Origin of the sequence: Planktotalea sp. (assembly GCF_050633725.1) — a bacterium.
Taxonomy (GTDB): domain Bacteria; phylum Pseudomonadota; class Alphaproteobacteria; order Rhodobacterales; family Rhodobacteraceae; genus Planktotalea.
The window spans coordinates 46068-70050 of the sequence record NZ_JBOEHB010000023.1; the positions used below are offsets into that span (position 1 = coordinate 46068).

Sequence of the window (23983 nt, forward strand, 5' to 3'; positions counted from 1 at the left end):
GTAACGCCTTTTATGTTTGATCAAAATGGGAACAGGCTGCGAAACGCAGCGAAATTATTAATACTTTCCCGCCAAATGTGAAGTTTGACCCGAAGCATGTCAACCGCTGCAAGCAAAGCGAGGGCATATCTCAAGAAACTAATGATTTTTTAACGTATTAAAGCTCTCGCCCCGCAGCGCGTTCTTGTGTCTTCAGCCGGAAATGCGCTCCAAGGCGCGCGATCGGGTTTGGCGGCAAACGCCTTGGCTTTTTGCTCGCGAGGGCTCTTTCTAAAGACGGCGAAGAGCGTCCGAGGGCCATGTCCGCCGCCAACCCACCTGCAAACGTTCCCTTCGCCGTTCCTAACCCGTTTTGACAGCACGCAGCGAAGAGACCCTCGTCCAGTTGGTCAATAACTTGAACCCCATTCCAGCTCAGGCAAAGCCGCCCTCCCCAGCGAAATTCCATTTCAACGTTGCTCAACATTGGAAACCGCGCTTTGAATGCGCGGTCATGATCCTGTGCAACGCTTTCGATCCTTGCCTGCGACACCTCCATGGACGGATCAAACGTAAACCGATTGCGCACAATGATCCGATCTCCTCCGATCCCGGAAATGCGCCGTACTGTTGTCCCCATTGGATCTGCAGGCGTTATGCCCCAAATCGCTTGTCCACCTAGCTGAGCGATCTCGTCAGCCCGTAAGGCACGGCTCATTGAAGCGTAGGTGAACACATGCATCAAACGCCCGCGCAAATAACCAAAGCTGTTCAAGTGACCATTCACCGCGAGGATCACGCGCGGCGCGCTCACTTGGCCCTGCGGCGTTGTCGCGACCCAATCGCCGTGTCGCGCAAGTTTGATTACGGGGCTGTTTTCAAAAATGGACACACCGCCAGATCGAAGTCCCGCCGATACGCCGCGCACAAATAGCGCGGGCTGGATCATCGCGGACCCAGCGGTGAACAAGCCGCTCTGATAAAAATCCGAGCCTGTAATCTCGCGCATCTGAGCGGCTGAGTATGTCTCGTAAGGTTCACCGAGTGCATCTAGATGTTTGGCAAAGCTATCATTATGCGCTTGCCCGCGCGCGCTGGCTGCGGCGTTGATTTTGCCCGAAAGCGTAAACGCTTCTTGTGTAAGATCGTATTCAGTCGCCATTTGTTGGGCGTGTGAAATACCAATTCGGTTGTCTTCTGTTTGCGCGATATCAGTCGCCAAAGCGCCGCCATAGTCGTCCGAATTGAGATCATGTGGCAAGTCAATCATGAAGCCTGAATTGCGCCCCGCAGGCCCCTCGCCCACGCGAACGGCATCCAGAACAACGATCCGATCCCCAGCCGCCAGCTTTGAGAGGCGATGCGCTGCTGCCAAACCGGCAAAGCCTGCCCCAATCACCAACCAATCTGCCGTAATGTTCGTCGCAAGCACAGATGCGGGCGCGCGCTTAGGCAAAAGCCGGTTCCACCCTGCAGGGCCAGGATCGTTAGGGAGCTTCGAGACGCGCATCAGAAATCCTGATTGAGCGCATCGGCAGCAGGAATTTCCCGTTCGCGGCGCGCAATATAGTCAAGCAGGGCCTCGTTGATGCCCGCATCAAGCTTGGGCTCTTCGTATTCATTCAGCATCGCACGCGCGCGGATCAACGCACGTTCATTGATTTCAACACCGCCTTCGGCTTGCCATTGCTCGATCGAGTTATTGTCGAACATTTCAGGCATGAAAAATGCTTTCTGAAAATGCTCAAGCGTATGGGGATGTCCAAGGTAATGCCCCCCTGGCCCTATGTCGGGAATTGCGGCAAGGGCTTCTTCGAAGTCATCCCATTTGATCCCTTCAGCCATGCGATACCCCATCGCGCACATTTCAGCGTCGACAATGAACTTGGCGGTCGAACAATGCATTCCCGCCTCATTCCACCCCGCAGAATGCCAGATGTAATTTGCACCCGCCATCAGAACCGCATTCAACGTCATAGCGCTTTCGTAGCCTGCTTGTGCATCAAAGGTCTTAGCACCGCCAAGCGTGTTCGACGTCCGCCACGGCACACGGTAAAAGCGAGCCATTTGCCCGATCATAAAGTTCATCAAACTGATCTCGGGCGTACCCGCCATTGGTGCGCCAGATTTCATCGAAACGGTGGACAGATAATGCCCGTAAATCGCAGGCGCACCTTTGCGAATGAGCTGCGTATAGGCCAAAGCGCTGAGCGCCTCTGCGTTGAGCTGCGCCACTGTTGCGGCGCTCGAAGCAGGTGTATTAGCGCCGCCCAAAACAAAGGGCGAGCACAGCACAGGCTGGTTGCGACGCGAAAACGCGCGCAAAGCGCCAAGCATGGTTTCGTCCCAAACCAGCGGTGAATTGCCATTGCAATTGCCTGTCACAACGGGATGGGTTTCCAGAAACTCCTCGCCAAACAGAATGGCGCACATGTCCAGAACATCCTCGGCATTCTTGGGGCTGGTGGTCATGCCCATGAACATCTTGTCCGAGTATTTCATCGAACTATAGGTGATCCTAAGGTGGCGCTGGCTGATCGGGTGGTCGTAGGGCTCAACGATATGGTGCGCGGAGGATTGCATCGCAGGCAACATATGGCTGAGCTTGTGAAAATTCGCCAAATCATCCAGCGTTGGATTGCGGCGGACATCATCCAGATCGCGCAAGAAAGGCGCGCCCGTCATTGGTACAAACACGCTGTGATCTTGGCCGAAGGGCAAATTATTTGCAGGGTTGCGCGCGTGGTAGGTAAAGCTCTCCGGGATTGTTGCGATCAGCTCGCGCACCAGATGCCGATCCAGATAGACCCTCTCGCCATCAACTTTGGCCCCTGCCCTTTTCCAATCGGCAAGCGCGATGTCATCGCGAAACTGAACGCCAACGTTTTCCAGAATGTCCATTGACGCCGCATCAATACGCTCGATCTGTTCTTGCGTCATAGGTTCGGTGAGCGGCAGTCGCCGTTTGAGCGCAGGGAGCATGGTGATGTCGCGGCTTTGACGGGCGGCTGCGCGCGCGCCGCGACCTCGGCGTGTTTTCCCTGTCGCCTCGACGCTCATCCTACGTTGTCTCCGTCCGCAGGATCGGTCAGATCGATCCAAATGGTTTTTAGCTCGGAGTATTGATCATGGGCGTGCACGCCGTTGTCGCGCCCGCCAAAGCCAGATTGCTTATAGCCGCCAAATGGAGTTGTGATATTGCCCTCGCCATAGCAATTGACCGTGACCGTGCCAGCGCGAATATCTCGCGCTGCCCGTATCGCACTGCGCCCGCCCGCAGAAAACACCGAGGCCGCAAGCCCGTAGGATGTGTCATTTGCAATTGCGACGGCCTCATCGTTGCTTGCCGCTTCGATCACACAAAGGACCGGGCCGAAAATTTCTTCGCGTGCACGTTTGTCATCCGCGCTTACTTCCAGCACCACTGGTTCAACAAAAGCCCCGCTTTCGGCGCTCTCGAGATAGCTGCGTACCTTGCGGCAATGCTCGTCATCAATCAACGCACCGATATGGACGTTCGGATCAAGTGGATCTCCGGTTTTCCAGTCCCGCAATCGACTGTTAATCTTGTCCATCAATGCCGGCTTCACCGAGGAATGAACAATCAACCGCGAAGTTGCAGAGCAGTTTTGCCCCGCGTTCCAGAACGCCGCATTCACTACATGCTCGGCAACGTGATCAAGGTTTTCGGCATCGTCAAATACCACCGCAGGGTTCTTACCGCCGCATTCCAGAACGACTTTCTTTAGGTTGCTATCCGCGCTGTAGCGCAAGAAACGGCGACCTGTTTCGGTCGAACCGGTAAAGCTCACCATATCCACATCCATATGCAGTCCAAGGGACTGCCCAACGCTGGGGCCATCGCCGGGCAATACCTGCAAAACGCCGCGCGGTACGCCAGCTTCAAAGGCGAGCTCTGCAACGCGCAGGGCGGTTAAGCTGGTTTGCTCGGCTGGCTTGACGATCACCGAACACCCAGCGGCCAGAGCTGGGCCGATCTTCCATGCTAACATCATCAGCGGAAAATTCCACGGCAAGATCGCCGCGACAACGCCAATCGGCTCGCGCAGGATCATCGCCAAGGCACCGTCCCCTGCCGGCGCGGTTTGATCGTAGATTTTGTCGACCGCTTCTGCATGCCATTTGATGCATTGAATCGTTTCCGGCAGATCAATCGTTTCGCAATCAAGGATCGGCTTACCGCTTTCGATACTTTCCATCACCGCCAACTCGCGGCGGTTTCGCGTCAGCAGTTTGCACAGACGGATCAACACGTCCTTGCGCTCTTCGGGATCGAGCTTGGACCAGCGTCCTTGATCGAATGCCTCGCGCGCCTTGGCAACGGCCAGATCAACATCCGTGTCATTTGCTGTCGAAATCTGCGTGATCTCTTCGCCTGTCGCAGGGTTCGTGGTGGCCATCATCGGCCCGTTGCCGCGTTGATATTTGCCGTCAATAAAAGGGCAGCGTGGTAGCTCAAGGTTTTGCGCAAGCGCGGTATATTCCGCGCGGGTCAGAAGATCGCTCATAATGGTTGCCCCGTAATGCTGGAAATTGTGGTGTTCATTGTGCGGATCACTTCGGCCAATTCGCGTTTGTCGTCCTTGTTCAACGGCTGTAGCGGCTTGCGCGGCGGCCCCGCATCAATGCCGCGCAGGGTTAAACCGTATTTGATACATTGCACAAATTTGCCGCCCTGCTCGAGAACGCGCATGAGTGGCAGCATAGCGGTCATGATCGCGCGCCCTTTGGTAAAGTCACCCTCAACCGCGCAGGCGTTATAGAGCGCGATATGCGCTTCGGGAGCAAAGTTTGACCCCGCACAAACCCAAGAGCGCGCGCCCCATGCAAAGAACTCAAGCGCCTGATCATCCATGCCACAGGACAGAGCAATATGGGGATAATCACGCGCCAACATATGCAGCCGGTTAATATCGCCCGAGCTTTCCTTGATCGCACAGAAATTCGGTGAACGTCCCAATCGATCAAGCGTTTCTTCGTCCATATTGACCGACATGCGGCCCGGGTAGTTGTAAAGCATCACAGGAAGGTTCGCAGCGCGATCAACGGCCAATGCATGCAGCGCGATCTCTCTCCCCGTCGGGTAAGCATAGGGAGGCGTTGCAACCAGCAGCGCATCCGCGCCGATGTCTTTAGCCGCCTCAGCAAACATCACGCTATCTTCGGTTCGAATTGCACCTGTGCCAACGATCATAGGAAGACGGCCAGCAATCAGACTTTTACAGCGCGTCATCATATCAAACCGCTCATCAGCGGTCTGCGCATAGTATTCACCCGTTGAGCCTGCCACGATGATCCCGTGAACTCCCGCCGCAATCAAATGCTCGATTGTTTTGGCCAAAGCCTCTTCATTTAACGAGAAGTCATCGTGATATGGTGTAATTACAGGCGTATAGATGCCTTCAAACTGCATTGCGGTGATCCTTTAGTGCAACAACGTCAACCGGCAAAGGATCGGGTCGCACATAGCGTTCCATCCTGTCTCGGCTGAGATCCCAATGTTGGAGTGTCATATCAATTGCCAAAGCCCCTTCCCGTGATTCAATCGCGCTGATGAGAGCGTCGTGTTGCTCAACAGCTTTGAGCACGAGCATGGTCTCGGAGGGCGCTGCGGGGCGGTAAAACGTCTGGCTCATTCGGGTGTGATCAATCTGGAGACGCGCCAAGGATGCAACCAGATATGGGTTATGTGCCATTTCCCCGATTATTGCGTGAAACCTGTGGTTCGCCAAGGACGCGGCGTCGGCGGTGCCCGATTTGGTCGCTTTGGCAAAGTCCACCTGCGCAGCTTTTAAATCCTCTAACTGCACCCCAACCCAATTTTCGCAAGCCAGTCGCGAGATATTCGCATAGACCATTGGCGCAGTTTGAAAAAAGGTGCGCATAACAGTGATGTCCAAAGACGCCACTTTTGCACTGCGATTGCGCGCCATTTGAACATAACCCTCACCGTTCAAATGTTGCAGCACTTCGCGCAATGGCGTGCGCGATATGCCGTAGTGTTCGGTTAGGCTCACCTCATCCAGCTCATAGCCTGGCGACAACTCGGTCGCCAAAATGCGTCGCTTCAAATCTTCTAGGCAAGTCTTTTTCGAGTGTTTCACGGCTGCGCTCCCTCACTTGTATACAAAAAATATACAATTCCAAGAAAAGCAAGAAAATTCTGTTCTTAGCAGTCGCTTTGCGGTGCTGCGAAACTAAACATCCCTCAAAGAGAGGTGCATTTAATCAAGAAGAGTTGCCGCGCCCAAGCGCGTCTCTTTGCGCAGCGGCGCGCTCAAGAAACGTAGATTTTAACGGACATACCAGCGCATCCACCCATAGCAGATGCAAGCTCATGGTTTCCCCCTCAAGCTGTAAAACAGCGCTGTGACTTGTTTTGAAAGGCGCATTAACTATGCTAATCGATATTCATTGAACACAAGTAATTAAAACCAAGCACTGGAGAACAGATGGTTAAGTTAACAACAACCGGCCCAACCGCGGCAATCCCAAATATGTTTAGCTCATTCTTTACAGTAGCGATCGCGACAATACTTACAGAAAAAACCACGATCTTCGCGTGGGAAGATTCAGCCGGCCACCAGATTCGCCTTAACGGCAGCTTTTCCTATTCATCTCCTGGTGTAATTGATACGGTGGCCTCCACGCTCGATTCCGTCGAAATTTCCGTTTCAGGTTCGACCGGTGTCGATATGACAGTTACTTTCCTGTCTCCGGTGAGTGGGTTTGATGATCTTTTGTCAGGATCCAGCGTCTATTTTTGGAAATACCTTCTTAGTGACGTCACAGCATTCGACATCGAAGGTGATGGTGCTATTGTTAATAATATAACGTCACTTTATGGATTTGGCGCTGATGGCAGAACCCGGAATGGGGCTATTACAGCTGATGACAACAACATAACGTTAAGAGGTTCTGGAAACTACTCGGGGGACTACCACCGAGGAATTTCAACCGATCATGGCGATGATATAATAACAATCATTCGAACAGATGCGGCCGATGATATCCTCGTGACAGGTGACTACATTTATTCCAATTCCTTTGGCCCAACTACTACATATGTCGTCTCTGGTGGCGATGATACCATAACCGATATTTCTACTGCTGGCGGTGATACCTACCTGATTGGTGACTCGAGGTTAGTTTCGACTTCTGTAGCATTCACTTCGGGCAATGACAGTATCACCGGCTCGGATATCGCATCCAACATTGTCGGAGACATTTGGAACCTGACTTCAACTCAGTCAGAAACTATCACATCTGGGCATGACACGCTCAAAGGTGGCGCAGGTGCAGATACTATTGTCGGCGATATTTATGATGCCGATGATTCCATTTCCGCCGCTCATACGATCGTCGCAGGCAATGACAGTATTGAAGGCGGCGACGGCGCGGATGAGATTTACGGTGAGTATGCTTTGTTGGATCTTTCTACGTTCTCGGGCGGCAATGATACCATTAAAGGCGGCAACGGTGCTGATACGATCAAGGGCCAGACTGGCGATGATGTGATTGAAGGCAACAAAGGCGCTGACAGCATCGAAGGCGGTAAAGGCGACGACAGCATTGAAGGCGGCAAAGGCGATGATACCGTGCTTGGCGGGCGCGCAAGTGACACGATTGACGGCGGGCGCGGCGACGACAGTTTGCTCGGTGAAGACGGTACAGACGACATCTTCGGCGGCGATGACAATGACTTTTTGGACGGCGGCGCTGGCAATGATACGCTTGATGGCGGCCAAGGAAACGACACGCTCATCGGCGGCGCAGATGATGATCTGTTGTTGGGCGGCTCTGGGCTTGGCACAGACCTGCTGGAAGGCGGCAAAGGCGCGGATATCCTGCTTGGCGCACGCGGCATCGACACGCTGAAAGGTGACAAGGGCGATGACACGCTTGACGGCCAAAAGGGCGATGACCAACTCGAAGGCGGCAAAGGCGACGATAGCCTCATCGGCAGCGGCGGCGTTGATAGTTTTGTCTTTGACGGCGATACCGACACGGGCACGGATCGCATTCAGGATTTCGACAATGGAGCCGAGTTGATGCTGATCAACGGATCAACGGTTTTTGCCGATCTGACGATCACAGGTGTCGGCGGCGACACCCATGTAGAGTGGAGCGGAAACACGATTATCCTTGAAGGGATCACTGGCGTCATCAATTCCAGCGATTTTGATTTTAGTGGCTAACGCCTATGCCACTAAGCGCTGCACCGGTTTTGATCGCTAAAGACAAAAAGTGATTTTTGTGCTAAAATAACGTTGTTTCGTGCATTTTTAACGAGTCTCCTTTCACTATAGAATAAAGGACGTTCGCAATGACTATTTCGTCATCGTTTGATTCTGGCCTTGAAGGCTGGACCACAACCAATTCGACTGAGGTTTTCGATGTCGCAGGCAAACCAGACGGTTCTATTTCCGGCGCCGAAGGCGGTTCTGGCGTTTGGTACTATGTTGCGCCAGCGGCATATCACGGCGATCTTGGAAAATATTACGGCGGAACAATCACGTTTGATCTAATTCAACCTAGCGCGTCCAATCAATTCGATGACGATGACATTATCATTACCAGCACTATGGGTAATCTGGCGATAGACGCAGGCCCAAATCCCGGCACCACTTGGACAAACTATGCCGTGGACCTAGAACTTGGCGCTGGTTGGCGGGTTAACGATCTAAATGGCGCTATCGCGTCCGAGCAATATATCCGAGACGTTCTCGCTAACGTGACGGGCTTCCTAATTCGCGGCGAGTTTGTAAGCGGCAGTGTGAACGACGAAAGCAGCCTCGACAATGTCGTGATCGAAGAAGGCCCAGCAAATAATTCCGGCTATGGCCTCGGCCCTGTAATTAGCTCTACTTTCGACAATGACCTAGAAGGATGGTCCTTTATTGAGGACGTTGAAGAGTTTCGTCATGAACCGACGAACGGCAACCCTGGAGGCCACCTCTTTGCAGAAGATTTCGCCAGTGGTCAGGTCTATTACTTCATTGCTCCAGACGCTTATTTGGGAAACAAATCAGCCTTCTATGACGGCACATTGTCTTTCGACCTCAAGCAAAGCGCGTTGGACAGCCAGTTTGATAGCACTGACATTTTCCTGATTGGCGGCGGTTTGACTCTGGCGCTCGACTTCGCCCATCCCGGCGTCAATTGGACCAGCTATTCCATCTCTTTGAACACCTCAGCGGATTGGCGCCTCATTGATGAAGACGGCGTTGTTGCGAGCGAGGCTCAATTGCGCGCAGCGCTCACTGACCTAACAGAAATACGTATCAGAGGAGAGTTCCGCACCGGTGAAGAGACATCCTACATGGACAATGTGAAGATGAGTGCAGGCAACCATGTAGAGCTTTCCCGCGGCCCGTCGCAGATCGACGTTGCGCAGACCCTTGAAGCAGCTCTCGACAATGCTCTATCCGGCGATGTTATTAAAATCTCAGTCGCGGCTTTACCGACCGAGACGGCAGGCAGTATTATTATCAAGGTCGACGATCTAACGATCTTTACCCCAGAAGGGTATATGTCCACGCTCGAGCTCTCTGGCAGCGCGCAACAATTAACCCTAACGGGCTTAGGTGATGTGGACGTGCTAGGAAACACGGTTGCCGACACAATTCTTGCCAATGACGGCGACAACAACATCAACTCGGGCGAAGGCGCAGATCGCGTCGAGGGCGCAAAGGGCGATGATGAAATCAAAGGTGGGCTAGGAAATGACACGCTTTTAGGCCAAGTCGGCAGGGACTCCATTGAAGGAGGGAAAGGCGACGATGTCTTAAACGGGGCCAAGGGGCATGACCTGCTGGAAGGCGGCAAAGGGCATGACAAGCTGCTTGGCGGCAAAGGCGATGACACGCTGCTCGGCGATAAAGGTAACGACACGCTGAAAGGCGAGAAAGGCGATGATCGCCTTGAGGGCGGTCTAGGCGATGACACGATTTGGGGCGGCAATGGCGTGGATCAATTTGTGTTCGACGGCGACAGCGCGACAGGCACTGATCTGATCAGAGATTTCAACAACAATAGCGAAATCATTGAAATCAACGGCGCAACTGTTTTCGCCGATTTGACAGTCACTAAGATCAGTGGCGACACCCACATCGAATGGAGCGGAAATACGATCATCCTCGAAGGGATCACAGGCACGATCAATGCCAATGATTTCGACTTTAGCGGATAGTCGTTCGATCCTGTGAATTTAGCTGGTATTCACTTTTCATAGCCGTTGAAGCGAAACTGCCTGAGCGGCCCTGCCCGTCTTTTCTTAGGGCTTGATCGAGCGGCTAAGATACTCGCCTGTTTTGCGGTAATGATCCAATAGCGCATTTGTTGCGCTATCCGCATCGCGATCCAAGGCCCTATCCAGTATTGTTTGGTGCTCGGCGTCGATGCTGCGCTCTTTGTATCGCGGCCCATCCGCTGCGAGATAACGGTAGCGGATGTTAAGATCATAAAGCTGTGCGCAAAACCGTTCTAACATGGGCAACCCAGAGTTTTGCAGCAACGTCATATGAAAGGCTTTGTGCGCATCTTCAAAATCGGGCGCGCCATTTCGCGAAGCTTTTTTCATGTGATGGTGACACAGCACCAAGCGCTCTTCCCAGTCTTGATCTGCGTTTGCGATCGAAGCACGGAGCGCCATTTCCTCAAGCGAGCAGCGCAGCAGCAAGATTTCTTCAAAATTCGCTTTGCCAACGGGCGCCGCGCGAAAACCGCGCTGATCGATGCGTTCCACCAACATATCGGACGTCAAAAGGCTTAGCGCCTCACGCACAGGGCTTGCACCTGTGCTAAGCAAGCTTCGCAACTGCTCGATCTTAAGCTTTTCTCCAGCAGGCAATTCACCCGTTAAGATCATTTTGCGCAGGGTGAGATATGACCCATGTGTGGCCGATGTTTCTTTTCCATCCGCGTTTTGCAAAACGTTCATGATCGGTATCCTTAAAGCGCCGATTTGGATTTACCCGCAAGTGATCTAACTCAGCGTCGATTTCGCAGCAGATAGGGCGACATTCACCGAAATGGAACCCTCGTTGATCATCCAGCGGCGCAGCACAAATGAACGCGCGCCTGAAGAATGCATCGGATCACCTTCTGCCAATGCGCGCGCGGCCTCTAGACCCTCGGCGCGGTAGATGATCAACCCCATGCCTTGCATGTGCTCTCCCGTTTCATCTGACATTGGCCCCGCAAACGCCAATTGCCCCGAGCGTTCAAGCTTGGCCTGATACGCCAGATGATCTGGCAAGTTCGTTTTGACATCTTCTGGTGCCATCGCCGGGGTACTTATCGCGGCGTAAAGTTCAAGTGCGAGAGCCCCCCGCTCTTTGGCGTGCGATTTATACTCTGACCAAGCGACCATGACAGACCTCCAAAAATATCGATATTAATTGACAGTAGGCGTAATAATGGGCAAAAATCAAGTAAGCACAGGGGGATTGCACATATGAAATATCTGGTGGGGGAAACACCCGCGGGCAACGCGGTTTTCGCCGTAAAGGGTGAAAATGCTGTAAATATAACGGCTTTGGATGCCCAAATAGGTGCCGATCTGCAAGCTGTGATCGAGACCCCCCAGTTGGTCGAATCCCTGTCAGAACAAATTACGGCGGCGGATGCAGTTCCTGTTGCGTCGATCACCCCCGCCCTGCCTGTTGCTGCGCCAAGCGCAATCATTTGCGTTGGCCTAAATTACACGGATCATATCAAAGAAGGCGGGTACGACATTCCCGACTACCCTGCCCTGTTCATGCGCTCCAAAGCGTCGATTATGGCCGCAGGAAAACCTATGGTCCGCCCGACGTGCTCGGAAACGCTCGATTACGAAGCAGAACTGATGCTCATTGTAGGCAAAGGCGGGCGTCATATTTCCGAAGCTGATGCCTTGGATCATGTGTTTGGGTATACAGTGTTCAACGACGGCTCTGTGCGCGAATACCAACGCAAAACCCATCAATGGACGCCTGGCAAAAACTTCGACAACACGGGCGCGATTGGGCCGATTGTTGTAACCAAAGATGAAGTTCCCGAAGGCGCTGCCGGCCTCACAATTGAAAGCCGCGTTGGCGAAGAAATTCTGCAAAACTCCAACACTGCGAACATGATTTGGGGAGTGCGCAAAATCATTGCGATTGTTTCTGAATACACCACCCTCGCCCCCGGTGATCTTATTGCGATGGGCACGCCCCCTGGCGTTGGCCATGCAAAGAAACCCGGACCGCGTTGGCTAAAACCCGGCGAGACGGTTGAAATCGAAATCGAAGGGATTGGCATCTGCGCGAGCCCCATTGTCGATGAAAAGGACACCGCAGCATGAGCGCACCAACTGGAGCAGAGCTAGAGGCTCTACGCGCCAAGGCACAGCAGGATCACCGCAACCTGAGAGACCGTATCGAGCGTCTTTCAGATGATGCGATTGATCTAATCTTGCGTGATGCGCGCTCGCATTATGCATGGAGCGATAGAGCTGTCACCGATGCGCAGTTGCAAGAGATTTACGAGATCACCATCAATGGCGCGACCAGCATGAACACCTGCCCTGCCCGCATTGTGTTTGTGAAAAGCCAACAGGGCAAAGAGCGTCTTGCTAAATCTATGAAACCTTTGAATGTGCCCAAAATGATGGGTGCGCCTGTCACCGCGATCATAGCGCATGACATGGAGTTCTGGAAACAACTGCCGTTTCTTTTCCCACATGAAGATCGCCGCCACTTGTTCGAGGGCAACGATGCCTACATTCATGACACGGCCTATCGCAATGGAACGCTGCAAGGCGCGTATCTCATGATCGCGGCTCGTGCCATTGGTTTGGATGTCGGGGCAATGTCGGGTTTCTCGAACGCTGTGGTCGATGAAGAATTTTTTGCAGGCACGACGCTTAAATCGAATTTTCTGTGCAATATTGGCTATGCAGACGAAACCGCATTGTTCCAAAAACTGCCACGCTTCTCGTTCGATCAGGTCTGCTCATACGCTTAAAGAAGGAGCCTTTGCATGGCTATCAAAATGAAAACAGTTGTGAGCTACAAAACCACAGCAGACTGCCCGACCCATTCACGCACTGAAATTCCTATTCGTGATTTGAACGTGGTGATTGATGAACCTATCGAGCGCAATGGAACGAACTTGGGGCCCTCTCCTACAGAGACGGCCATGAGTGCGCTCATTGCCTGCACAAATGTGATTGGCCACAAGAATGCCAGCCGTTTGGGCGTCGATCTTGGGAAAGTTACGATTGATGCAGATTGCAAGTTCGATCGTCGCGGCGTGTTGATGCAAGAAGAGATTGATCTACCGTTTCCGCAAATTACGTTGAATGTGAATTGCGTCACCGATGCGTCGCAAGAGGCGCTGACAGAGGTCGGTCTTGAAACCGCGAAATACTGCGCCATTGCTAAACTGTTTGAAGCGGCTGGCACGGATTTGAAAGTGAACTGGATAAAGGTCAACTAACGAAAAGAGCAAAAGCTCACATGTTTCTGGGAGGAAAACATATGAAAAATTGGACAAAAAACGGGCTAATGGGCGCGGCGCTTGCCACGGCAATGGCTTTGCCTGCTGCTGCGCAAGAAAGCGTCTCGGCTGTTGTAATCGACGGATACCCCGCACGCGCGCTTTGGGTGAAAGAGTTCACCAACTTCTTCATTCCTGAAGTCGACAAGCGCCTTGCCGAAGCGGGCGAGTACAAAATGAGCTGGCAAGAGAACTACGGCGGCTCGATCGTAAAGCCCAAAGGTGTTCTTGAAGGTGTTCAACTTGGCCTTGGTGATATCGGGATTGTCACAACGATCTTCCACTCGTCCAAACTGCCAAGCCAAGGCATCTCAGGCTCGACACCCTTTATCGCCTCCGATGCGCGCGCTGTAGCAAAAGCCGTTGACGAAATTGCGCGCGAGTTCCCTGCAATGCAGAACGAATTTGACGCCCAGAACCAAGTCTATCTCGCTACAGGTGTTGTACTGGACAGCTACCAATTGTTCTGCACGCAAGAGGTTTCATCTGTTGCCGATCTTGAGGGCAAGAAGGTTGCAGGCGCTGGTCTGAACTTGCGGTATCTTGAGGGCATCAAAGATGCAGCAGGCGTGCGCGGTGGTTTGACCGACTTTTACAACATGCTGCAAACAGGTCTTGTGGATTGCGGCATGCTTTGGCCAGAAGCTGCGAAGACATTCAAAATCGCTGAAGTCGCACCTTACATGCTCAAAGCTGACCTTGGTGCTGTGAACTCCAAAACGATCACTGTGAATGCGGATTACTGGGCGAAACTGCCTGATGCGGTCAAAGACGTGCTAAAGGCCGTTGCGATTGATTATCGCGATCACGTTGCAGGTTTGGCAATGGATCGCGCAGCAGCGTCGGAAGCGGCATATGTTGAAGGCGGCGGAAAGATCATTGAGGTCTCTGACGAAGATCGTGCGGCTTGGGCCAATGCAATGCCAAATATCGCCGCCGAATGGGCCACGCGCCTTAACGATAAAGGCGAAGCTGGCTCGGACATGCTTGCAGCCTACATCGGCAAGCTAAAGGCCTCTGGCTATGAAGGCGTCCGCGACTGGACGGCTGAATAAAGGTGGTGGCGATTTGGGGAAGAACTGAGCCATGCTAAACTCATTGCTGGCGGGGATTACCCGGATCGCCAACACGCTTGCTATCGCCTCCAACGCTTTGGGCACACTTGTCGTTCTGGCCTTGGTGGCGGTCCTAAATATCGACGTCATCGCGCGAGGGCTTTTTTCATCGCCCCTGAAAGGCACCTACGAGATGGTGCAGTTTTCCGTTGTGATGATTGTTTTCTTGCAGTTGGCTGACGTCGTGCGTGTCGATCGCTTGACCCGCTCTGACGGCTTCTTGAACGTACTTGGCCAACGCCGCCCCACTGCCGCCGCGAACATGCGCCGGATCATCAATGCGCTCTCTGCGATATTCATGGGATTGATCGCCTACATCACATTCCCGGAGTTTTTGCACATGTGGGAGACGCAAGATTACTTCGGAGTGCCAGGGCTGTTCACGTTGCCATGGTGGCCTGTGAAACTGGTGATCTCGTTTGGAACCGCGCTGGCCTGCGTGATCTTTGTGCTCAAAGTCATTACTGCACATGATCGCCCACATCACGCGATGCAGAAAAGCGAGAGCGACGCATGAGCCCTATTGAAATCGGCCTGATTTCGGTCGTTGCCATCGTCTTTCTGATTTACTCTGGCGTCTATATCCCCATCGCCCTTGGCATGGTGTCATTCGTGTCCATTTGGCTCATGCGTGACAACTTTACGCTGGCCTTAAACCTGTTGAAAATCGCTGTCGGTGATAGCGCTATGGAGTATTCGTTCGCGACTATCCCGTTATTTACCTTCATGGGGCTCATAGTCTCGAAAGCGGGCCTGGGCCGCGACATTTACGAAGTGATGACCATGCGTTTTCGCAAAGTTAAAGGTGGAATTGGCATGGCCACCGTGGGGGCAAACGCTGTTTTCGCGGCTGTCACCGGATCATCAATCGCATCTGCTTCGGTGTTCACAAAAGTGTCCGTGCCACAGATGATGGCGCAACAATACAACAAGCGCTTTGCTGTCGGAGTTGTCGCTGGCTCGTCCGTGCTGGGCATGATCATCCCGCCCTCTGCTATGCTGATCATCTATTCCTTTGTGTCCGAGCAATCGGTCGGGGATATGTTCCTTGCTGGCGTGATTCCGGGCATCATCCTGGCAATCGCTTATGTCGGCGCGATCTGGTTCATGGGCCGCTATACGCCCGGCTTTGTAGGCGGGCGTATCGTTGAAGATACCGAATGGATGACAACGCGCGAAATCGCTTCGAAAACGCTGCCAACCCTCGCTCTGATCACAATCGTTTTGGGCGGCATCTATACGGGCTGGATGACGGCCGTCGAAGCTGGCGCGACAGGCGCAATGGTCGCATTAATCATCGCGATTGTGCGGCGCTCGATGTCGCTAAAAGGGTTTTGGGAGGCGCTTCTTGAAACAGGTCACATCACTGCAGCCATTCTCTTTTTGATTACGGCCGCTTCGATCTACAGCCGTATGCTTGGCCTTGCCGGGTTGCCAAACCAGTTGCAGGACTTGTTGGCGGGCAATGCATCGTCCTTCTGGACGATCATGTTGCTCTATGTGCTGCTCATGCTGTTCTTAGGCACGCTGCTTGATACCGCCTCTATTATCCTGATCGTGGTGCCCTTGTTCCTGCCAATGATCGAAGCTTTGGACCTCTCCCTGATCTGGTTCGGCATCATCACTGTGGTCGGCGCGGAAATCGGGTTGCTCACGCCGCCGCTTGGGATTTCGTGTTTCGTTATCAAATCCACGATCAACGATGATCGCATTTCCCTGAAAGACGTGTTCATGGGGGCCCTGCCCTTCGCCTTTGTGATGCTGATCGTTTTGTTCTTCCTCATCCAGTTCCCAATTCTGAGCCTTGCTCTCATCTAAGGAGTGTTCCCATGCGCACCGTCACCAAAGACAACATAACCGACGTTTTTATGAGCTATATGTCAGGCGACACAAACCCGAGAATGCGCGAGGTGATGGGATCGCTCGTAAAGCACTTGCACGACTTCGCGCGTGAAACCAACCTCACCCATGAAGAGTGGCGCACGGGCATTGCGTTTCTGGAAGGCTGCGCCGCGATTGAGAGCGAAGATCGCCACGAGTTTGTTCTGGCCTCTGATGTACTGGGCTTGTCATCTTTGGTGGACATGCTGCATTCGAGCGAGGATGCAACGAGTTCTTCCGTGCTTGGTCCCTTTCATGTTTCAGGCGCACCTGCGCTGGCTTTTGGCGGCGACATGAAGCGTCACTTTGGCGGACCTGTTTTGCTTGCCGAAGGGACCATCAAAGATACCGATGGCAACCCGATTGCAGGCGCTGAGCTTGATATCTGGCAGACAGCACCGAACGGTCTTTATGCCAGCCAAGACGAGGAGCAAGACACGTTTTCCTTCCATGGGTTGATGACTGTTGGCGAGGATGGAAAATACGCATTCACGACGGTGAAACCTGTCGAATACACAGTCCCGTCTGATGGCCCTGTTGGCGATATTCTACGCGCATGTGGGCGCCATCCTTGGCGGCCTTCTCATTTGCATTTTATTGTCAAAGCACCGGGGTATAGATCGCTTGTTACGGAAGTTTTCCCAAAGGATGACCCCTATCTTGATCACGACACGGTCTTTGGCGTGCGCGGCGATTTGGTGATGGAGTATATTGAGCGCGAGGCGTCAGAGTTTCCCGACGGCTTAGAGCTATCTGGTCAGGTGAGCGATCCATTTCTGAGCGTGAAATTCGATATTATTCTTGCCCCTGAATAAATGTGAGGTGCCTTAACCGCATCAATTTGGACGGCGCGCCCCAACGCGCCAGATCACAACGAACGTTCTTGCGCTTATGCGGTAAGTGCTGCTCTGAGCGCATCTGGCCAAGGCGCTGAGCGCCCTTGACCATCGACGTGAACCAACGTCGAATTGCAGACAAAACGATGTTCTCCCTGCGCATAGGCATTCAGCTCTAGTTGAAGGCTGGAGCGAGAGCATCGCATGACTGCCAGCGACAGGGTCAGCTCGTCCCCCAATCGGCTTGGCGCAACAACGCTGGTTTCAATCTGAACGGTCGGCACGGCTGCGCTTTTGTGCAATTCTTCGAATGAAAAACCGATGCTCGCGAAAAAAGCTTCGACGCAATCATTGATCATCTCAAAATACCGCGGGTAGAAAACGAGACCTGCCGGATCGCAATGTCGGAACAAGACCTGCTCGCGGCGCTCAAACATCTGCAACCTTTCTTCCTAGTATCGGGACATCAGAAACGGGCAAGTCCGCGCGCGCTTACTTCAATAGAAACCGTTGGATTTTGCCCGTCTGCGTCTTTGGCAAAGCCTCGATAAACTTCACGCTGCGGGGGTATTTATACGGTGCAATCGTCGCTTTGACGTGATCTTGCAGCGCCTTTGCCGTGCCTTCTTCTGGCGTTCCCTCGACCAGCACAACATGCGCTTGCACGATCATTCCGCGTTCTTCATCGGGCGCGCCGACAACCGCGCACTCAAGCACACGAGGATCGGACAACAGCGCCGCTTCGACCTCTGGGCCTGCGATATTATATCCGGAACTCACGATCATATCATCATTGCGCGCCGCGAAATGTAGATAGCCGTCTTCATCCTTATAGAAAGCGTCGCCTGTGATGTTCCAACCGTTCTCGACGTATTTTAGCTGACGATCATCATTCAAATAGCGGCATCCGGTAGGACCACGTACGAGCAAGCGTCCGACTTCTCCGCAAGGCAGCTCTGCGCCAGCCTCATCGACGATCTTCGCTTCATACCCTGTAACGGGACGCCCCGTGCAAGCGGGCTTGTGATCGTCGAAGCGATTGGAAATGAAGATGTGCAGCATCTCTGTCGCGCCTATACCATCCAACATCGGCTTGCCCGTCTTTGCCATCCAGTCTTCATAGACGGGCGCGGGTAAAGTTTCGCCCGCTGAGACCGCCGCGCGCAGGCTGGACAAATCAGCGCCCTGCTCCATCGCAGCAAGCATCGCGCGATACGCGGTCGGTGCCGTAAAACACACCGTTGCTTTATATTTCTGTATGATCTCGATCATATTGGGCGGGGATGCATTTTCTAACAAAGTCGCTGTCGCGCCAAACCGCAGTGGAAAAATCGCTAGCCCGCCCAGTCCAAATGTAAATGCCAAGGGGGGCGATCCGACAAAAACGTCGTCTGGCGTAACGTTGAGCACCTCTTTTGCATAACCGTCCGCAACGATCAAAAGATCGCGGTGAAAGTGCATAGTCGCTTTGGGTGATCCCGTCGTGCCAGAGGTAAATCCAAGCAGCGCCACATCATCGCGCCCTGTCTTAACAGCCTCGAACTTGACAGATTTCTCAAGCGCCAGTTGGTCCAACTCCGCATCATGATTGGAGGTGCCATCAAACGCAACGACCCGTGTCAGAAATTGGCTCACCTCAGCGCAGGCCTGCATTTCCTCCAATAACCTTGCGTCGCAAAGCGCGAGCGTAATCTCGGCCTTGTCAACGATTTGGCCCAGTTCCATCGCCCGCAACATCGGCATCGTGTTCACCACAACCGCACCAACCTTTGTCGCAGCAAGCCAGCATGCGACCATCGCGGGGTTATTGGCAGAGCGGATCAACACGCGATTTCCCGGCACGACCCCAAGATCATCAACCAGAACATGCGCAAGGCGGTTGGTCCAATCACTCAGCTCTTTGTAGGTTCTGTTGCGCCCGTTCCCGATAAGCGCGATGTTATCGCCAAACCCTTTTTCGACCATCGCATCCGTCAACTCGACCCCAGCATTCAGGTGATCGGGATATTCAAACCCCTCTAACAGAAAGTCAGGCTGCTGTGCCTCTGGCGGTAGATTATCGCGAGAAAACGTATCGGTATGAATGCTTGGGCTCAACATGACTTGGTCCTTATGAACTTATCTGGCCTAGGGTTTGGCGGGCGATGATGACGCGCTGAACATCTGATGCGCCTTCATAGATCCTCAGCGCCCTGATTTCGCGATAGAGCGTTTCCACAGCTTCCCCAGAGCGCACCCCATCACCGCCATGCAACTGAACCGCTTTGTCGATGACTTTCTGCGCTTGGTCTGTGGAAAAGAGTTTCGCCATCGCGGCCTCGCGCGTGATGCGCGGCGCGCCGCTGTCTTTGGTCCATGCTGCGCGGTAAATAAGCAAAGCGCTCGCGTCGATGTCCATGGCCATATCCGCAATATGACCTTGAACCATTTGTAGCTCGAACAACGGGGCACCTTGCACTTCACGCGTTGTCACCCGCTTTAGTGCTTCGTCAAGCGCGCGGCGCGCAAATCCAAGGGCTGCGGCGGCAACGGTTGAGCGGAAAACATCCAAGACCGACATGGAGATTTTGAAACCCCAGCCGCTCTCGCCGATCATCGCCTCTTTCGGGATGCGGCAGTTCACGAAACTGAGTGTCGCTAAGGGATGCGGCGCAATCGTATCAAGGCGCTCGGCAATGCGAAGACCTTCGGTATCCGCAGGCACAATAAAGGCAGAGAGTCCCTTTGCGCCCGGTCCATCGCCTGTGCGCGCAAACACGGTGTAAACATCCGCAATCCCGCCGTTGCTTATCCAGGTTTTTTCACCGTTCAGAACATAATGATCCCCATCAAGTGTGGCGGTCATCGTGGAATTCGCAACATCAGAGCCTGATTGCGGCTCTGTCAAAGCAAAGGCAGAAATCGCAGTGCCGTTTCGGATTTTCGGCAACCATTCCTGTTTTTGCGCATCCGTTCCGAACAGCGAAATCGCGCCCGTTCCAAGCCCCTGCATCGCAAAAGAGAAATCCGCCAACCCATCATGGCGCGCGAGCGTTTCGCGGATCAAGCAAAGCGTTCTGACATCCAATGGCGCATCGCTGCCCGGCTTAACAGCAGCGTTCTCCAGCCAGCCCCCCGCACCCAATGCAGCGACGAGCGCGCGGCAAGCGTTGTCCGTGTCCCCATGATAAATGCTCTTGAGGTTCTGGGAGGCCCATGCTTCTAGCTTGGCTGCGAGCTCACGGTGGCGATCTTCAAAAAAGGGCCAATTCAAGAAGGTTTGATCAGCCATTAGTTACCCTCGAACAGCGGTTTTTCTTTGGCGACAAAGGCGTTGTAGGCGCGCTCGAAATCTGCGGTTTGCATACAAATCGCTTGTGCTTGCGCCTCAGCTTCAATCGCTTGCTCTATCGACATGGACCATTCTTGCGCCAGCATGGTTTTTGTCATCATGTGACCAAAGTTCGGGCCAGCCGCGATACGTCGCGCCATACTATCGGCTTCATCCGCCAGCGTTTCAGATGAGACAACTTTGTTGTGAAAGCCCCATGCGGCCCCCTCTTGCGCGCTCATCGCGCGCCCCGTGTAGAGCAATTCAGCGGCGCGGCCTTGGCCAATGATGCGTGGAAGGATCGCACAGGCCCCCATATCACACCCTGCCAAACCAACGCGCGTAAAAAGAAACGCGGTTTTTGCCTCGGGCGTTGCGATGCGCAGATCAGAGGCCATAGCAATGATTGCACCAGCGCCAACGCAAATTCCGTCAATCGCAGCGATCACGGGTTTACCACAATTCACAATAGCCTTGACCAAATCGCCCGTCATCCGGGTGAACGCCAGTAGCTCTTTCATCGACATTTTGGTCAAAGGGCCAATAATATCATGTACGTCGCCGCCAGAGCTGAAATTCCCACCATTCGAGCCAAACACCACAGCGTTTACATCGTCGGCGTATGCCAATTCGCGAAACCAATCACGCATTTCAGCGTAGCTCTCGAACGTGAGCGGGTTCTTCCGTTCGGGGCGGTCAAGCGACACCGTGGCAATACCATCAACTATTTGGCATTTAAAATGTTTAACATCAGAGTTCATTGTATTCTCTCCACGAGTGGCGTTTTAAAATTGAATGGTTACAGGCCAAGTTCATGCCGGTCACAGGGATCAAATTTCCCCGCCAGATAAGCTTAACGCGTGACCATTCACCGAGCGCGCACCTTCTGAGCAGAGCCACAAAGCGGTGCTCGCGACTTCGTCTGTTTGAATGAAACGCCGTTGCGGGTTGCCCTTTTTCAAGGACTTGGCAGCGTCTTGTGCACTCGCTCCCGTCTTTTCCACGATGTTCGCTATAGACCGCTCAAGCATAGGTGTTTCGATAAACCCGGGGCAAATCGCGTTCACTGTTATGCCCGTCATTGCAAGTTCTAAGGACAAGGCTCGCGTCAGGCCGATAACACCATGTTTCGCTGCACAATAACCGGCGACATAAGGGTATCCTTTCAGGCCGGCCGTAGAGGCGATTGCGATCAAACGCCCTGTTTCAGCGGCCTTCATGTCGGCCAATGCGGCCTGCCACACATTGAAAACGCCTGTAACGTTCACATCGAACATCTTTGTCAGATCTGCAGCCACCATTTTGGAAAATGGCTTGCTCGTCGCGGCCCCTGCATTTGCAATCACCACGCCAATCGGGCCAAAGTCCTTGCGAGCAGCTGCAAATGCATCCGTGACGCTTTGCGCGTCTGTGACATCGCAAATTTGATACGGCAGGTTCTGGGCTTTCAACGTCGTTTCGGTGCGCCCCATGATCGTGACTTGGTAGCCCGCTTTGGTGAACTGGCGTGCTATGTCGGCGCCAACACCCGTTCCGCCACCTGTTACAACAACATGTTTGCTCATTGCACACCCTACCGTTTCAGCTTGGATCATGACCCTCAAGACTTGATCAATGCTCGCCCTATCGATCTGCTTTCGTGGATCTTTCGGCAAGCACTGGTCGCGATCCACAACTCAATTACTTTAATCCTAAAGGATATTTTGCCACCAACCAAGCACGAAAATAGAATTTGAATAATGAATGTTGGGCCGTTTGATCAACGGCCCAACAGTATCACCAGATCAATCGATGTAGCTGGAGATCAACCCGAAGGTTGTTTCGTCCTTAGCGATCTGTGCATCAGAGGCATCCTTATCGAGCCAATAGATAACAGCACCGGTTTCTTCCGCGAGCTTCTTGGCTTCATCAGACGCAAGCGCAGCTTTGGCCGCCTCTTCAATCACTTTGCGAACATCCGCAGGCGTATCTTTATGCACAAACAGACCATTCCACGTAGAGAAATCCAACTCAGGCACAAGTTCTGCGGCGGTTGGAACATCTGGAAGCACTGAAATGCGATCGTTCGTGATTGTCGCAAGAACTTTCAAATCATCCAAGCATGGGCGGATCAACTGCAAGGTCGTGTTGATGACATCCGCATCGCCTGACGCCAAGGTATTGCAGTCCAAAGCATCAAAGCCCACGTCAGCACCCCACTCAAAACCTAGCGCTTTCGCCATTGCCAAAGAATGACGCGCCGGACTGGTTACATCGCCAAAGTGGCCCAAAACAACATCGTTGGACTTAGCGTGCTCCGCCAGTTCGGCCATCGTTGAATATGGCGCATCGCCGCTGGTTGCGATGACAAATGGATAGGTCAGGAAGATGCCGATTGGCTCAAACGGGTTGGGGTTCAGAGGCGGAATACCGATGTGTGGCCCAACCAATGGAACGTCAATTACAAAGCTGCCAATAGTGTAACCATCGGCAGGCGCAGTTGCGACTTCGATCGCACCCGGGAATGGACCGCCGCCGCCACCGGGCTTGTTAACGACCGCAGCTGCAACGCCATGCGTTTCTTGCATTTGATCCGCGATCATGCGGGTAAGCACATCTTCCAAGTCACCCGGAGGCCATGGAACGATGAAAGACACAGGCTTTTCAGGGTATTCTGCAAAGGCTGCGGATGCTGCAATCGCAAGCCCCGCCGTGGCCAAAGTCAAAGATTTGATAAATTTCATAGGTTTTCCCTTTTGGTTGGTTAAGCACCACTTTGCGTGGCTTTTTGGTTTGATGGTAGCCCCCCACACGTGCGGAGCGCTGAGGTTATCCTTCTATGGCAACGGCCCGTTGATAAGAGCGACCACCATAGAGCAACGGACGGCTATCATCTGACAGCCGAACAGAGGTCACTTCGCCGACAATGATGTGATGTGTTTTCCACCACAGCTCTGTCGCCATTTGGCACTCGAAATTAGCAACGGCCCCGTCGATCATCGGGTGCCCTTTCGGGCTGGTTTTCCATTTGAGTTGGTCAAATCGCTCTTCATGGTCATCAGAGTCGCGACCTGCGAACAGATTGGCAATGTCGCGCTGGTCTTCGTTCAAAAGGTTAAGGCAGAACCCACGGTTGGCAAGCATCGCAGAGGCCGCCATGCCCATATAATGAACACAAATGAGCAACGAAGGGTAATCGCCTTCGGTTGAAACCGACGTCATGGAGCTTACGGTCACACCGTAGCGTCCGCGATGACCGTCAGTTGTTGCGACGGCCACAAACGTTGCTGCGCGGCTCATGCCTTCGAGAAAATCAGTCTTTAACTGCTCTTCCATTA

General features: G+C 53.3%; 23 protein-coding genes. 9 read left to right on the forward strand and 14 right to left on the reverse strand.

What is annotated here, in order from left to right:
* Nucleotides 1–157: 157 nt before the first annotated feature.
* Genes ACRBCU_RS16405 through ACRBCU_RS16425 form a run of 5 tightly spaced genes read right to left on the reverse strand, consistent with a single transcriptional unit; the run spans nucleotide 158 to nucleotide 6104 of the window.
* Nucleotides 158–1489: an NAD(P)/FAD-dependent oxidoreductase gene (locus ACRBCU_RS16405; RefSeq protein WP_431366468.1), complete on the reverse strand. Its 1332-nt coding sequence runs from the start codon at nucleotides 1487–1489 to the stop codon at nucleotides 158–160.
* On the reverse strand, nucleotides 1489–3039 hold the full coding sequence (locus tag ACRBCU_RS16410) for a trimethylamine methyltransferase family protein (RefSeq protein ID WP_431366469.1): 1551 nt from the start codon (nucleotides 3037–3039) through the stop codon (nucleotides 1489–1491). Before ACRBCU_RS16410 ends, ACRBCU_RS16405 begins: the two co-directional genes overlap by 1 nt.
* Nucleotides 3036–4508, reverse strand: a complete 1473-nt coding sequence (locus ACRBCU_RS16415; protein ID WP_431366470.1) for an aldehyde dehydrogenase — start codon at nucleotides 4506–4508, stop codon at nucleotides 3036–3038. The genes ACRBCU_RS16410 and ACRBCU_RS16415 overlap by 4 nt, the downstream gene beginning before the upstream one ends.
* On the reverse strand, nucleotides 4505–5413 hold the full coding sequence (locus ACRBCU_RS16420; protein ID WP_431366471.1) for a dihydrodipicolinate synthase family protein: 909 nt from the start codon (nucleotides 5411–5413) through the stop codon (nucleotides 4505–4507). The genes ACRBCU_RS16415 and ACRBCU_RS16420 overlap by 4 nt, the downstream gene beginning before the upstream one ends.
* Nucleotides 5403–6104, reverse strand: coding sequence for a GntR family transcriptional regulator (locus tag ACRBCU_RS16425; RefSeq protein WP_431366472.1), 702 nt, complete (start codon nucleotides 6102–6104; stop codon nucleotides 5403–5405). The genes ACRBCU_RS16420 and ACRBCU_RS16425 overlap by 11 nt, the downstream gene beginning before the upstream one ends.
* 348 nt (nucleotides 6105–6452) lie before the next feature.
* On the opposite strand from ACRBCU_RS16425, the gene ACRBCU_RS16430 reads away from it, so the two are divergent.
* Nucleotides 6453–8198: a calcium-binding protein gene (locus tag ACRBCU_RS16430; protein WP_431366473.1), complete on the forward strand. Its 1746-nt coding sequence runs from the start codon at nucleotides 6453–6455 to the stop codon at nucleotides 8196–8198.
* 128 nt (nucleotides 8199–8326) lie between these two features.
* On the forward strand, nucleotides 8327–10192 hold the full coding sequence (locus ACRBCU_RS16435; protein WP_431366474.1) for a laminin B domain-containing protein: 1866 nt from the start codon (nucleotides 8327–8329) through the stop codon (nucleotides 10190–10192).
* Between the two features lie 84 nt (nucleotides 10193–10276).
* Here ACRBCU_RS16435 and ACRBCU_RS16440 read toward each other — a convergent pair whose 3' ends face one another.
* Both ACRBCU_RS16440 and ACRBCU_RS16445 read right to left on the reverse strand, forming a co-directional pair.
* On the reverse strand, nucleotides 10277–10942 hold the full coding sequence (locus ACRBCU_RS16440; RefSeq protein ID WP_431366475.1) for a GntR family transcriptional regulator: 666 nt from the start codon (nucleotides 10940–10942) through the stop codon (nucleotides 10277–10279).
* 45 nt (nucleotides 10943–10987) lie between these two features.
* Nucleotides 10988–11374, reverse strand: coding sequence for a YciI family protein (locus ACRBCU_RS16445; RefSeq protein WP_431366476.1), 387 nt, complete (start codon nucleotides 11372–11374; stop codon nucleotides 10988–10990).
* A gap of 84 nt (nucleotides 11375–11458) precedes the next feature.
* Here ACRBCU_RS16445 and ACRBCU_RS16450 point away from each other — a divergent pair, with 84 nt between their 5' ends.
* Genes ACRBCU_RS16450 through ACRBCU_RS16480 form a run of 7 tightly spaced genes read left to right on the forward strand, consistent with a single transcriptional unit; the run spans nucleotide 11459 to nucleotide 17335 of the window.
* Nucleotides 11459–12328, forward strand: coding sequence for a fumarylacetoacetate hydrolase family protein (locus ACRBCU_RS16450; RefSeq protein ID WP_431366477.1), 870 nt, complete (start codon nucleotides 11459–11461; stop codon nucleotides 12326–12328).
* The gene (locus ACRBCU_RS16455) at nucleotides 12325–12990 is read left to right on the forward strand and encodes a malonic semialdehyde reductase (protein ID WP_431366478.1); all 666 of its coding nucleotides are present in this window, start codon (nucleotides 12325–12327) and stop codon (nucleotides 12988–12990) included. Before ACRBCU_RS16450 ends, ACRBCU_RS16455 begins: the two co-directional genes overlap by 4 nt.
* Nucleotides 12991–13005: 15 nt before the next feature.
* Nucleotides 13006–13464, forward strand: coding sequence for an OsmC family protein (locus ACRBCU_RS16460; protein ID WP_431366479.1), 459 nt, complete (start codon nucleotides 13006–13008; stop codon nucleotides 13462–13464).
* 41 nt (nucleotides 13465–13505) lie between these two features.
* Nucleotides 13506–14579 (forward strand): C4-dicarboxylate TRAP transporter substrate-binding protein, encoded by a 1074-nt coding sequence (locus ACRBCU_RS16465; RefSeq protein WP_431366480.1) that lies wholly within the window; start codon nucleotides 13506–13508, stop codon nucleotides 14577–14579.
* Between the two features lie 31 nt (nucleotides 14580–14610).
* On the forward strand, nucleotides 14611–15156 hold the full coding sequence (locus ACRBCU_RS16470; RefSeq protein ID WP_431366481.1) for a TRAP transporter small permease subunit: 546 nt from the start codon (nucleotides 14611–14613) through the stop codon (nucleotides 15154–15156).
* Nucleotides 15153–16457 (forward strand): TRAP transporter large permease, encoded by a 1305-nt coding sequence (locus ACRBCU_RS16475; RefSeq protein ID WP_431366482.1) that lies wholly within the window; start codon nucleotides 15153–15155, stop codon nucleotides 16455–16457. Before ACRBCU_RS16470 ends, ACRBCU_RS16475 begins: the two co-directional genes overlap by 4 nt.
* Before the next feature lie 11 nt (nucleotides 16458–16468).
* On the forward strand, nucleotides 16469–17335 hold the full coding sequence (locus ACRBCU_RS16480) for a dioxygenase (protein ID WP_431366483.1): 867 nt from the start codon (nucleotides 16469–16471) through the stop codon (nucleotides 17333–17335).
* A 74-nt stretch (nucleotides 17336–17409) separates the two neighbouring features.
* Here ACRBCU_RS16480 and ACRBCU_RS16485 read toward each other — a convergent pair whose 3' ends face one another.
* The 7 genes from ACRBCU_RS16485 to ACRBCU_RS16515 all read right to left on the reverse strand — a co-directional run bounded on the left by ACRBCU_RS16485 (nucleotide 17410) and on the right by ACRBCU_RS16515 (nucleotide 23981).
* Nucleotides 17410–17793 (reverse strand): acyl-CoA thioesterase, encoded by a 384-nt coding sequence (locus ACRBCU_RS16485; protein WP_431366484.1) that lies wholly within the window; start codon nucleotides 17791–17793, stop codon nucleotides 17410–17412.
* Nucleotides 17794–17848: 55 nt separating this feature from the next.
* On the reverse strand, nucleotides 17849–19456 hold the full coding sequence (locus ACRBCU_RS16490; RefSeq protein WP_431366485.1) for an AMP-binding protein: 1608 nt from the start codon (nucleotides 19454–19456) through the stop codon (nucleotides 17849–17851).
* Nucleotides 19457–19466: 10 nt separating this feature from the next.
* Complete coding sequence (locus tag ACRBCU_RS16495; RefSeq protein WP_431366486.1) at nucleotides 19467–20627, reverse strand: acyl-CoA dehydrogenase family protein; 1161 nt, start codon at nucleotides 20625–20627, stop codon at nucleotides 19467–19469.
* Complete coding sequence (locus tag ACRBCU_RS16500) at nucleotides 20627–21427, reverse strand: enoyl-CoA hydratase family protein (RefSeq protein WP_431366487.1); 801 nt, start codon at nucleotides 21425–21427, stop codon at nucleotides 20627–20629. The genes ACRBCU_RS16495 and ACRBCU_RS16500 overlap by 1 nt, the downstream gene beginning before the upstream one ends.
* A gap of 69 nt (nucleotides 21428–21496) precedes the next feature.
* Entirely contained in the window at nucleotides 21497–22231 is a 735-nt protein-coding gene (locus ACRBCU_RS16505; protein ID WP_431366488.1) for an SDR family NAD(P)-dependent oxidoreductase, read from the reverse strand.
* Between the two features lie 219 nt (nucleotides 22232–22450).
* Nucleotides 22451–23389, reverse strand: a complete 939-nt coding sequence (locus ACRBCU_RS16510) for a tripartite tricarboxylate transporter substrate binding protein (RefSeq protein WP_431366489.1) — start codon at nucleotides 23387–23389, stop codon at nucleotides 22451–22453.
* Nucleotides 23390–23474: 85 nt separating this feature from the next.
* Nucleotides 23475–23981, reverse strand: coding sequence for a flavin reductase family protein (locus ACRBCU_RS16515; protein WP_431366490.1), 507 nt, complete (start codon nucleotides 23979–23981; stop codon nucleotides 23475–23477).
* Nucleotides 23982–23983: the final 2 nt, after the last annotated feature.

What these genes read in the sequence shown, in the direction of transcription:
- ACRBCU_RS16405 (WP_431366468.1), bottom strand. Translation starts at nt 1,489, where the DNA reads ATGCGCGTCTCGAAGCTCCCTAACGATCCTGGCCCTGCAGGGTGGAAC.
- ACRBCU_RS16410 (WP_431366469.1), bottom strand. Translation starts at nt 3,039, where the DNA reads ATGAGCGTCGAGGCGACAGGGAAAACACGCCGAGGTCGCGGCGCGCGC.
- ACRBCU_RS16415 (WP_431366470.1), bottom strand. Translation starts at nt 4,508, where the DNA reads ATGAGCGATCTTCTGACCCGCGCGGAATATACCGCGCTTGCGCAAAAC.
- ACRBCU_RS16420 (WP_431366471.1), bottom strand. Translation starts at nt 5,413, where the DNA reads ATGCAGTTTGAAGGCATCTATACGCCTGTAATTACACCATATCACGAT.
- ACRBCU_RS16430 (WP_431366473.1), top strand. Translation starts at nt 6,453, where the DNA reads ATGGTTAAGTTAACAACAACCGGCCCAACCGCGGCAATCCCAAATATG.
- ACRBCU_RS16435 (WP_431366474.1), top strand. Translation starts at nt 8,327, where the DNA reads ATGACTATTTCGTCATCGTTTGATTCTGGCCTTGAAGGCTGGACCACA.
- ACRBCU_RS16440 (WP_431366475.1), bottom strand. Translation starts at nt 10,942, where the DNA reads ATGAACGTTTTGCAAAACGCGGATGGAAAAGAAACATCGGCCACACAT.
- ACRBCU_RS16445 (WP_431366476.1), bottom strand. Translation starts at nt 11,374, where the DNA reads ATGGTCGCTTGGTCAGAGTATAAATCGCACGCCAAAGAGCGGGGGGCT.
- ACRBCU_RS16450 (WP_431366477.1), top strand. Translation starts at nt 11,459, where the DNA reads ATGAAATATCTGGTGGGGGAAACACCCGCGGGCAACGCGGTTTTCGCC.
- ACRBCU_RS16455 (WP_431366478.1), top strand. Translation starts at nt 12,325, where the DNA reads ATGAGCGCACCAACTGGAGCAGAGCTAGAGGCTCTACGCGCCAAGGCA.
- ACRBCU_RS16460 (WP_431366479.1), top strand. Translation starts at nt 13,006, where the DNA reads ATGGCTATCAAAATGAAAACAGTTGTGAGCTACAAAACCACAGCAGAC.
- ACRBCU_RS16465 (WP_431366480.1), top strand. Translation starts at nt 13,506, where the DNA reads ATGAAAAATTGGACAAAAAACGGGCTAATGGGCGCGGCGCTTGCCACG.
- ACRBCU_RS16470 (WP_431366481.1), top strand. Translation starts at nt 14,611, where the DNA reads ATGCTAAACTCATTGCTGGCGGGGATTACCCGGATCGCCAACACGCTT.
- ACRBCU_RS16475 (WP_431366482.1), top strand. Translation starts at nt 15,153, where the DNA reads ATGAGCCCTATTGAAATCGGCCTGATTTCGGTCGTTGCCATCGTCTTT.
- ACRBCU_RS16480 (WP_431366483.1), top strand. Translation starts at nt 16,469, where the DNA reads ATGCGCACCGTCACCAAAGACAACATAACCGACGTTTTTATGAGCTAT.
- ACRBCU_RS16485 (WP_431366484.1), bottom strand. Translation starts at nt 17,793, where the DNA reads ATGTTTGAGCGCCGCGAGCAGGTCTTGTTCCGACATTGCGATCCGGCA.
- ACRBCU_RS16490 (WP_431366485.1), bottom strand. Translation starts at nt 19,456, where the DNA reads ATGTTGAGCCCAAGCATTCATACCGATACGTTTTCTCGCGATAATCTA.
- ACRBCU_RS16495 (WP_431366486.1), bottom strand. Translation starts at nt 20,627, where the DNA reads ATGGCTGATCAAACCTTCTTGAATTGGCCCTTTTTTGAAGATCGCCAC.
- ACRBCU_RS16500 (WP_431366487.1), bottom strand. Translation starts at nt 21,427, where the DNA reads ATGAACTCTGATGTTAAACATTTTAAATGCCAAATAGTTGATGGTATT.
- ACRBCU_RS16505 (WP_431366488.1), bottom strand. Translation starts at nt 22,231, where the DNA reads ATGAGCAAACATGTTGTTGTAACAGGTGGCGGAACGGGTGTTGGCGCC.
- ACRBCU_RS16510 (WP_431366489.1), bottom strand. Translation starts at nt 23,389, where the DNA reads ATGAAATTTATCAAATCTTTGACTTTGGCCACGGCGGGGCTTGCGATT.
- ACRBCU_RS16515 (WP_431366490.1), bottom strand. Translation starts at nt 23,981, where the DNA reads ATGGAAGAGCAGTTAAAGACTGATTTTCTCGAAGGCATGAGCCGCGCA.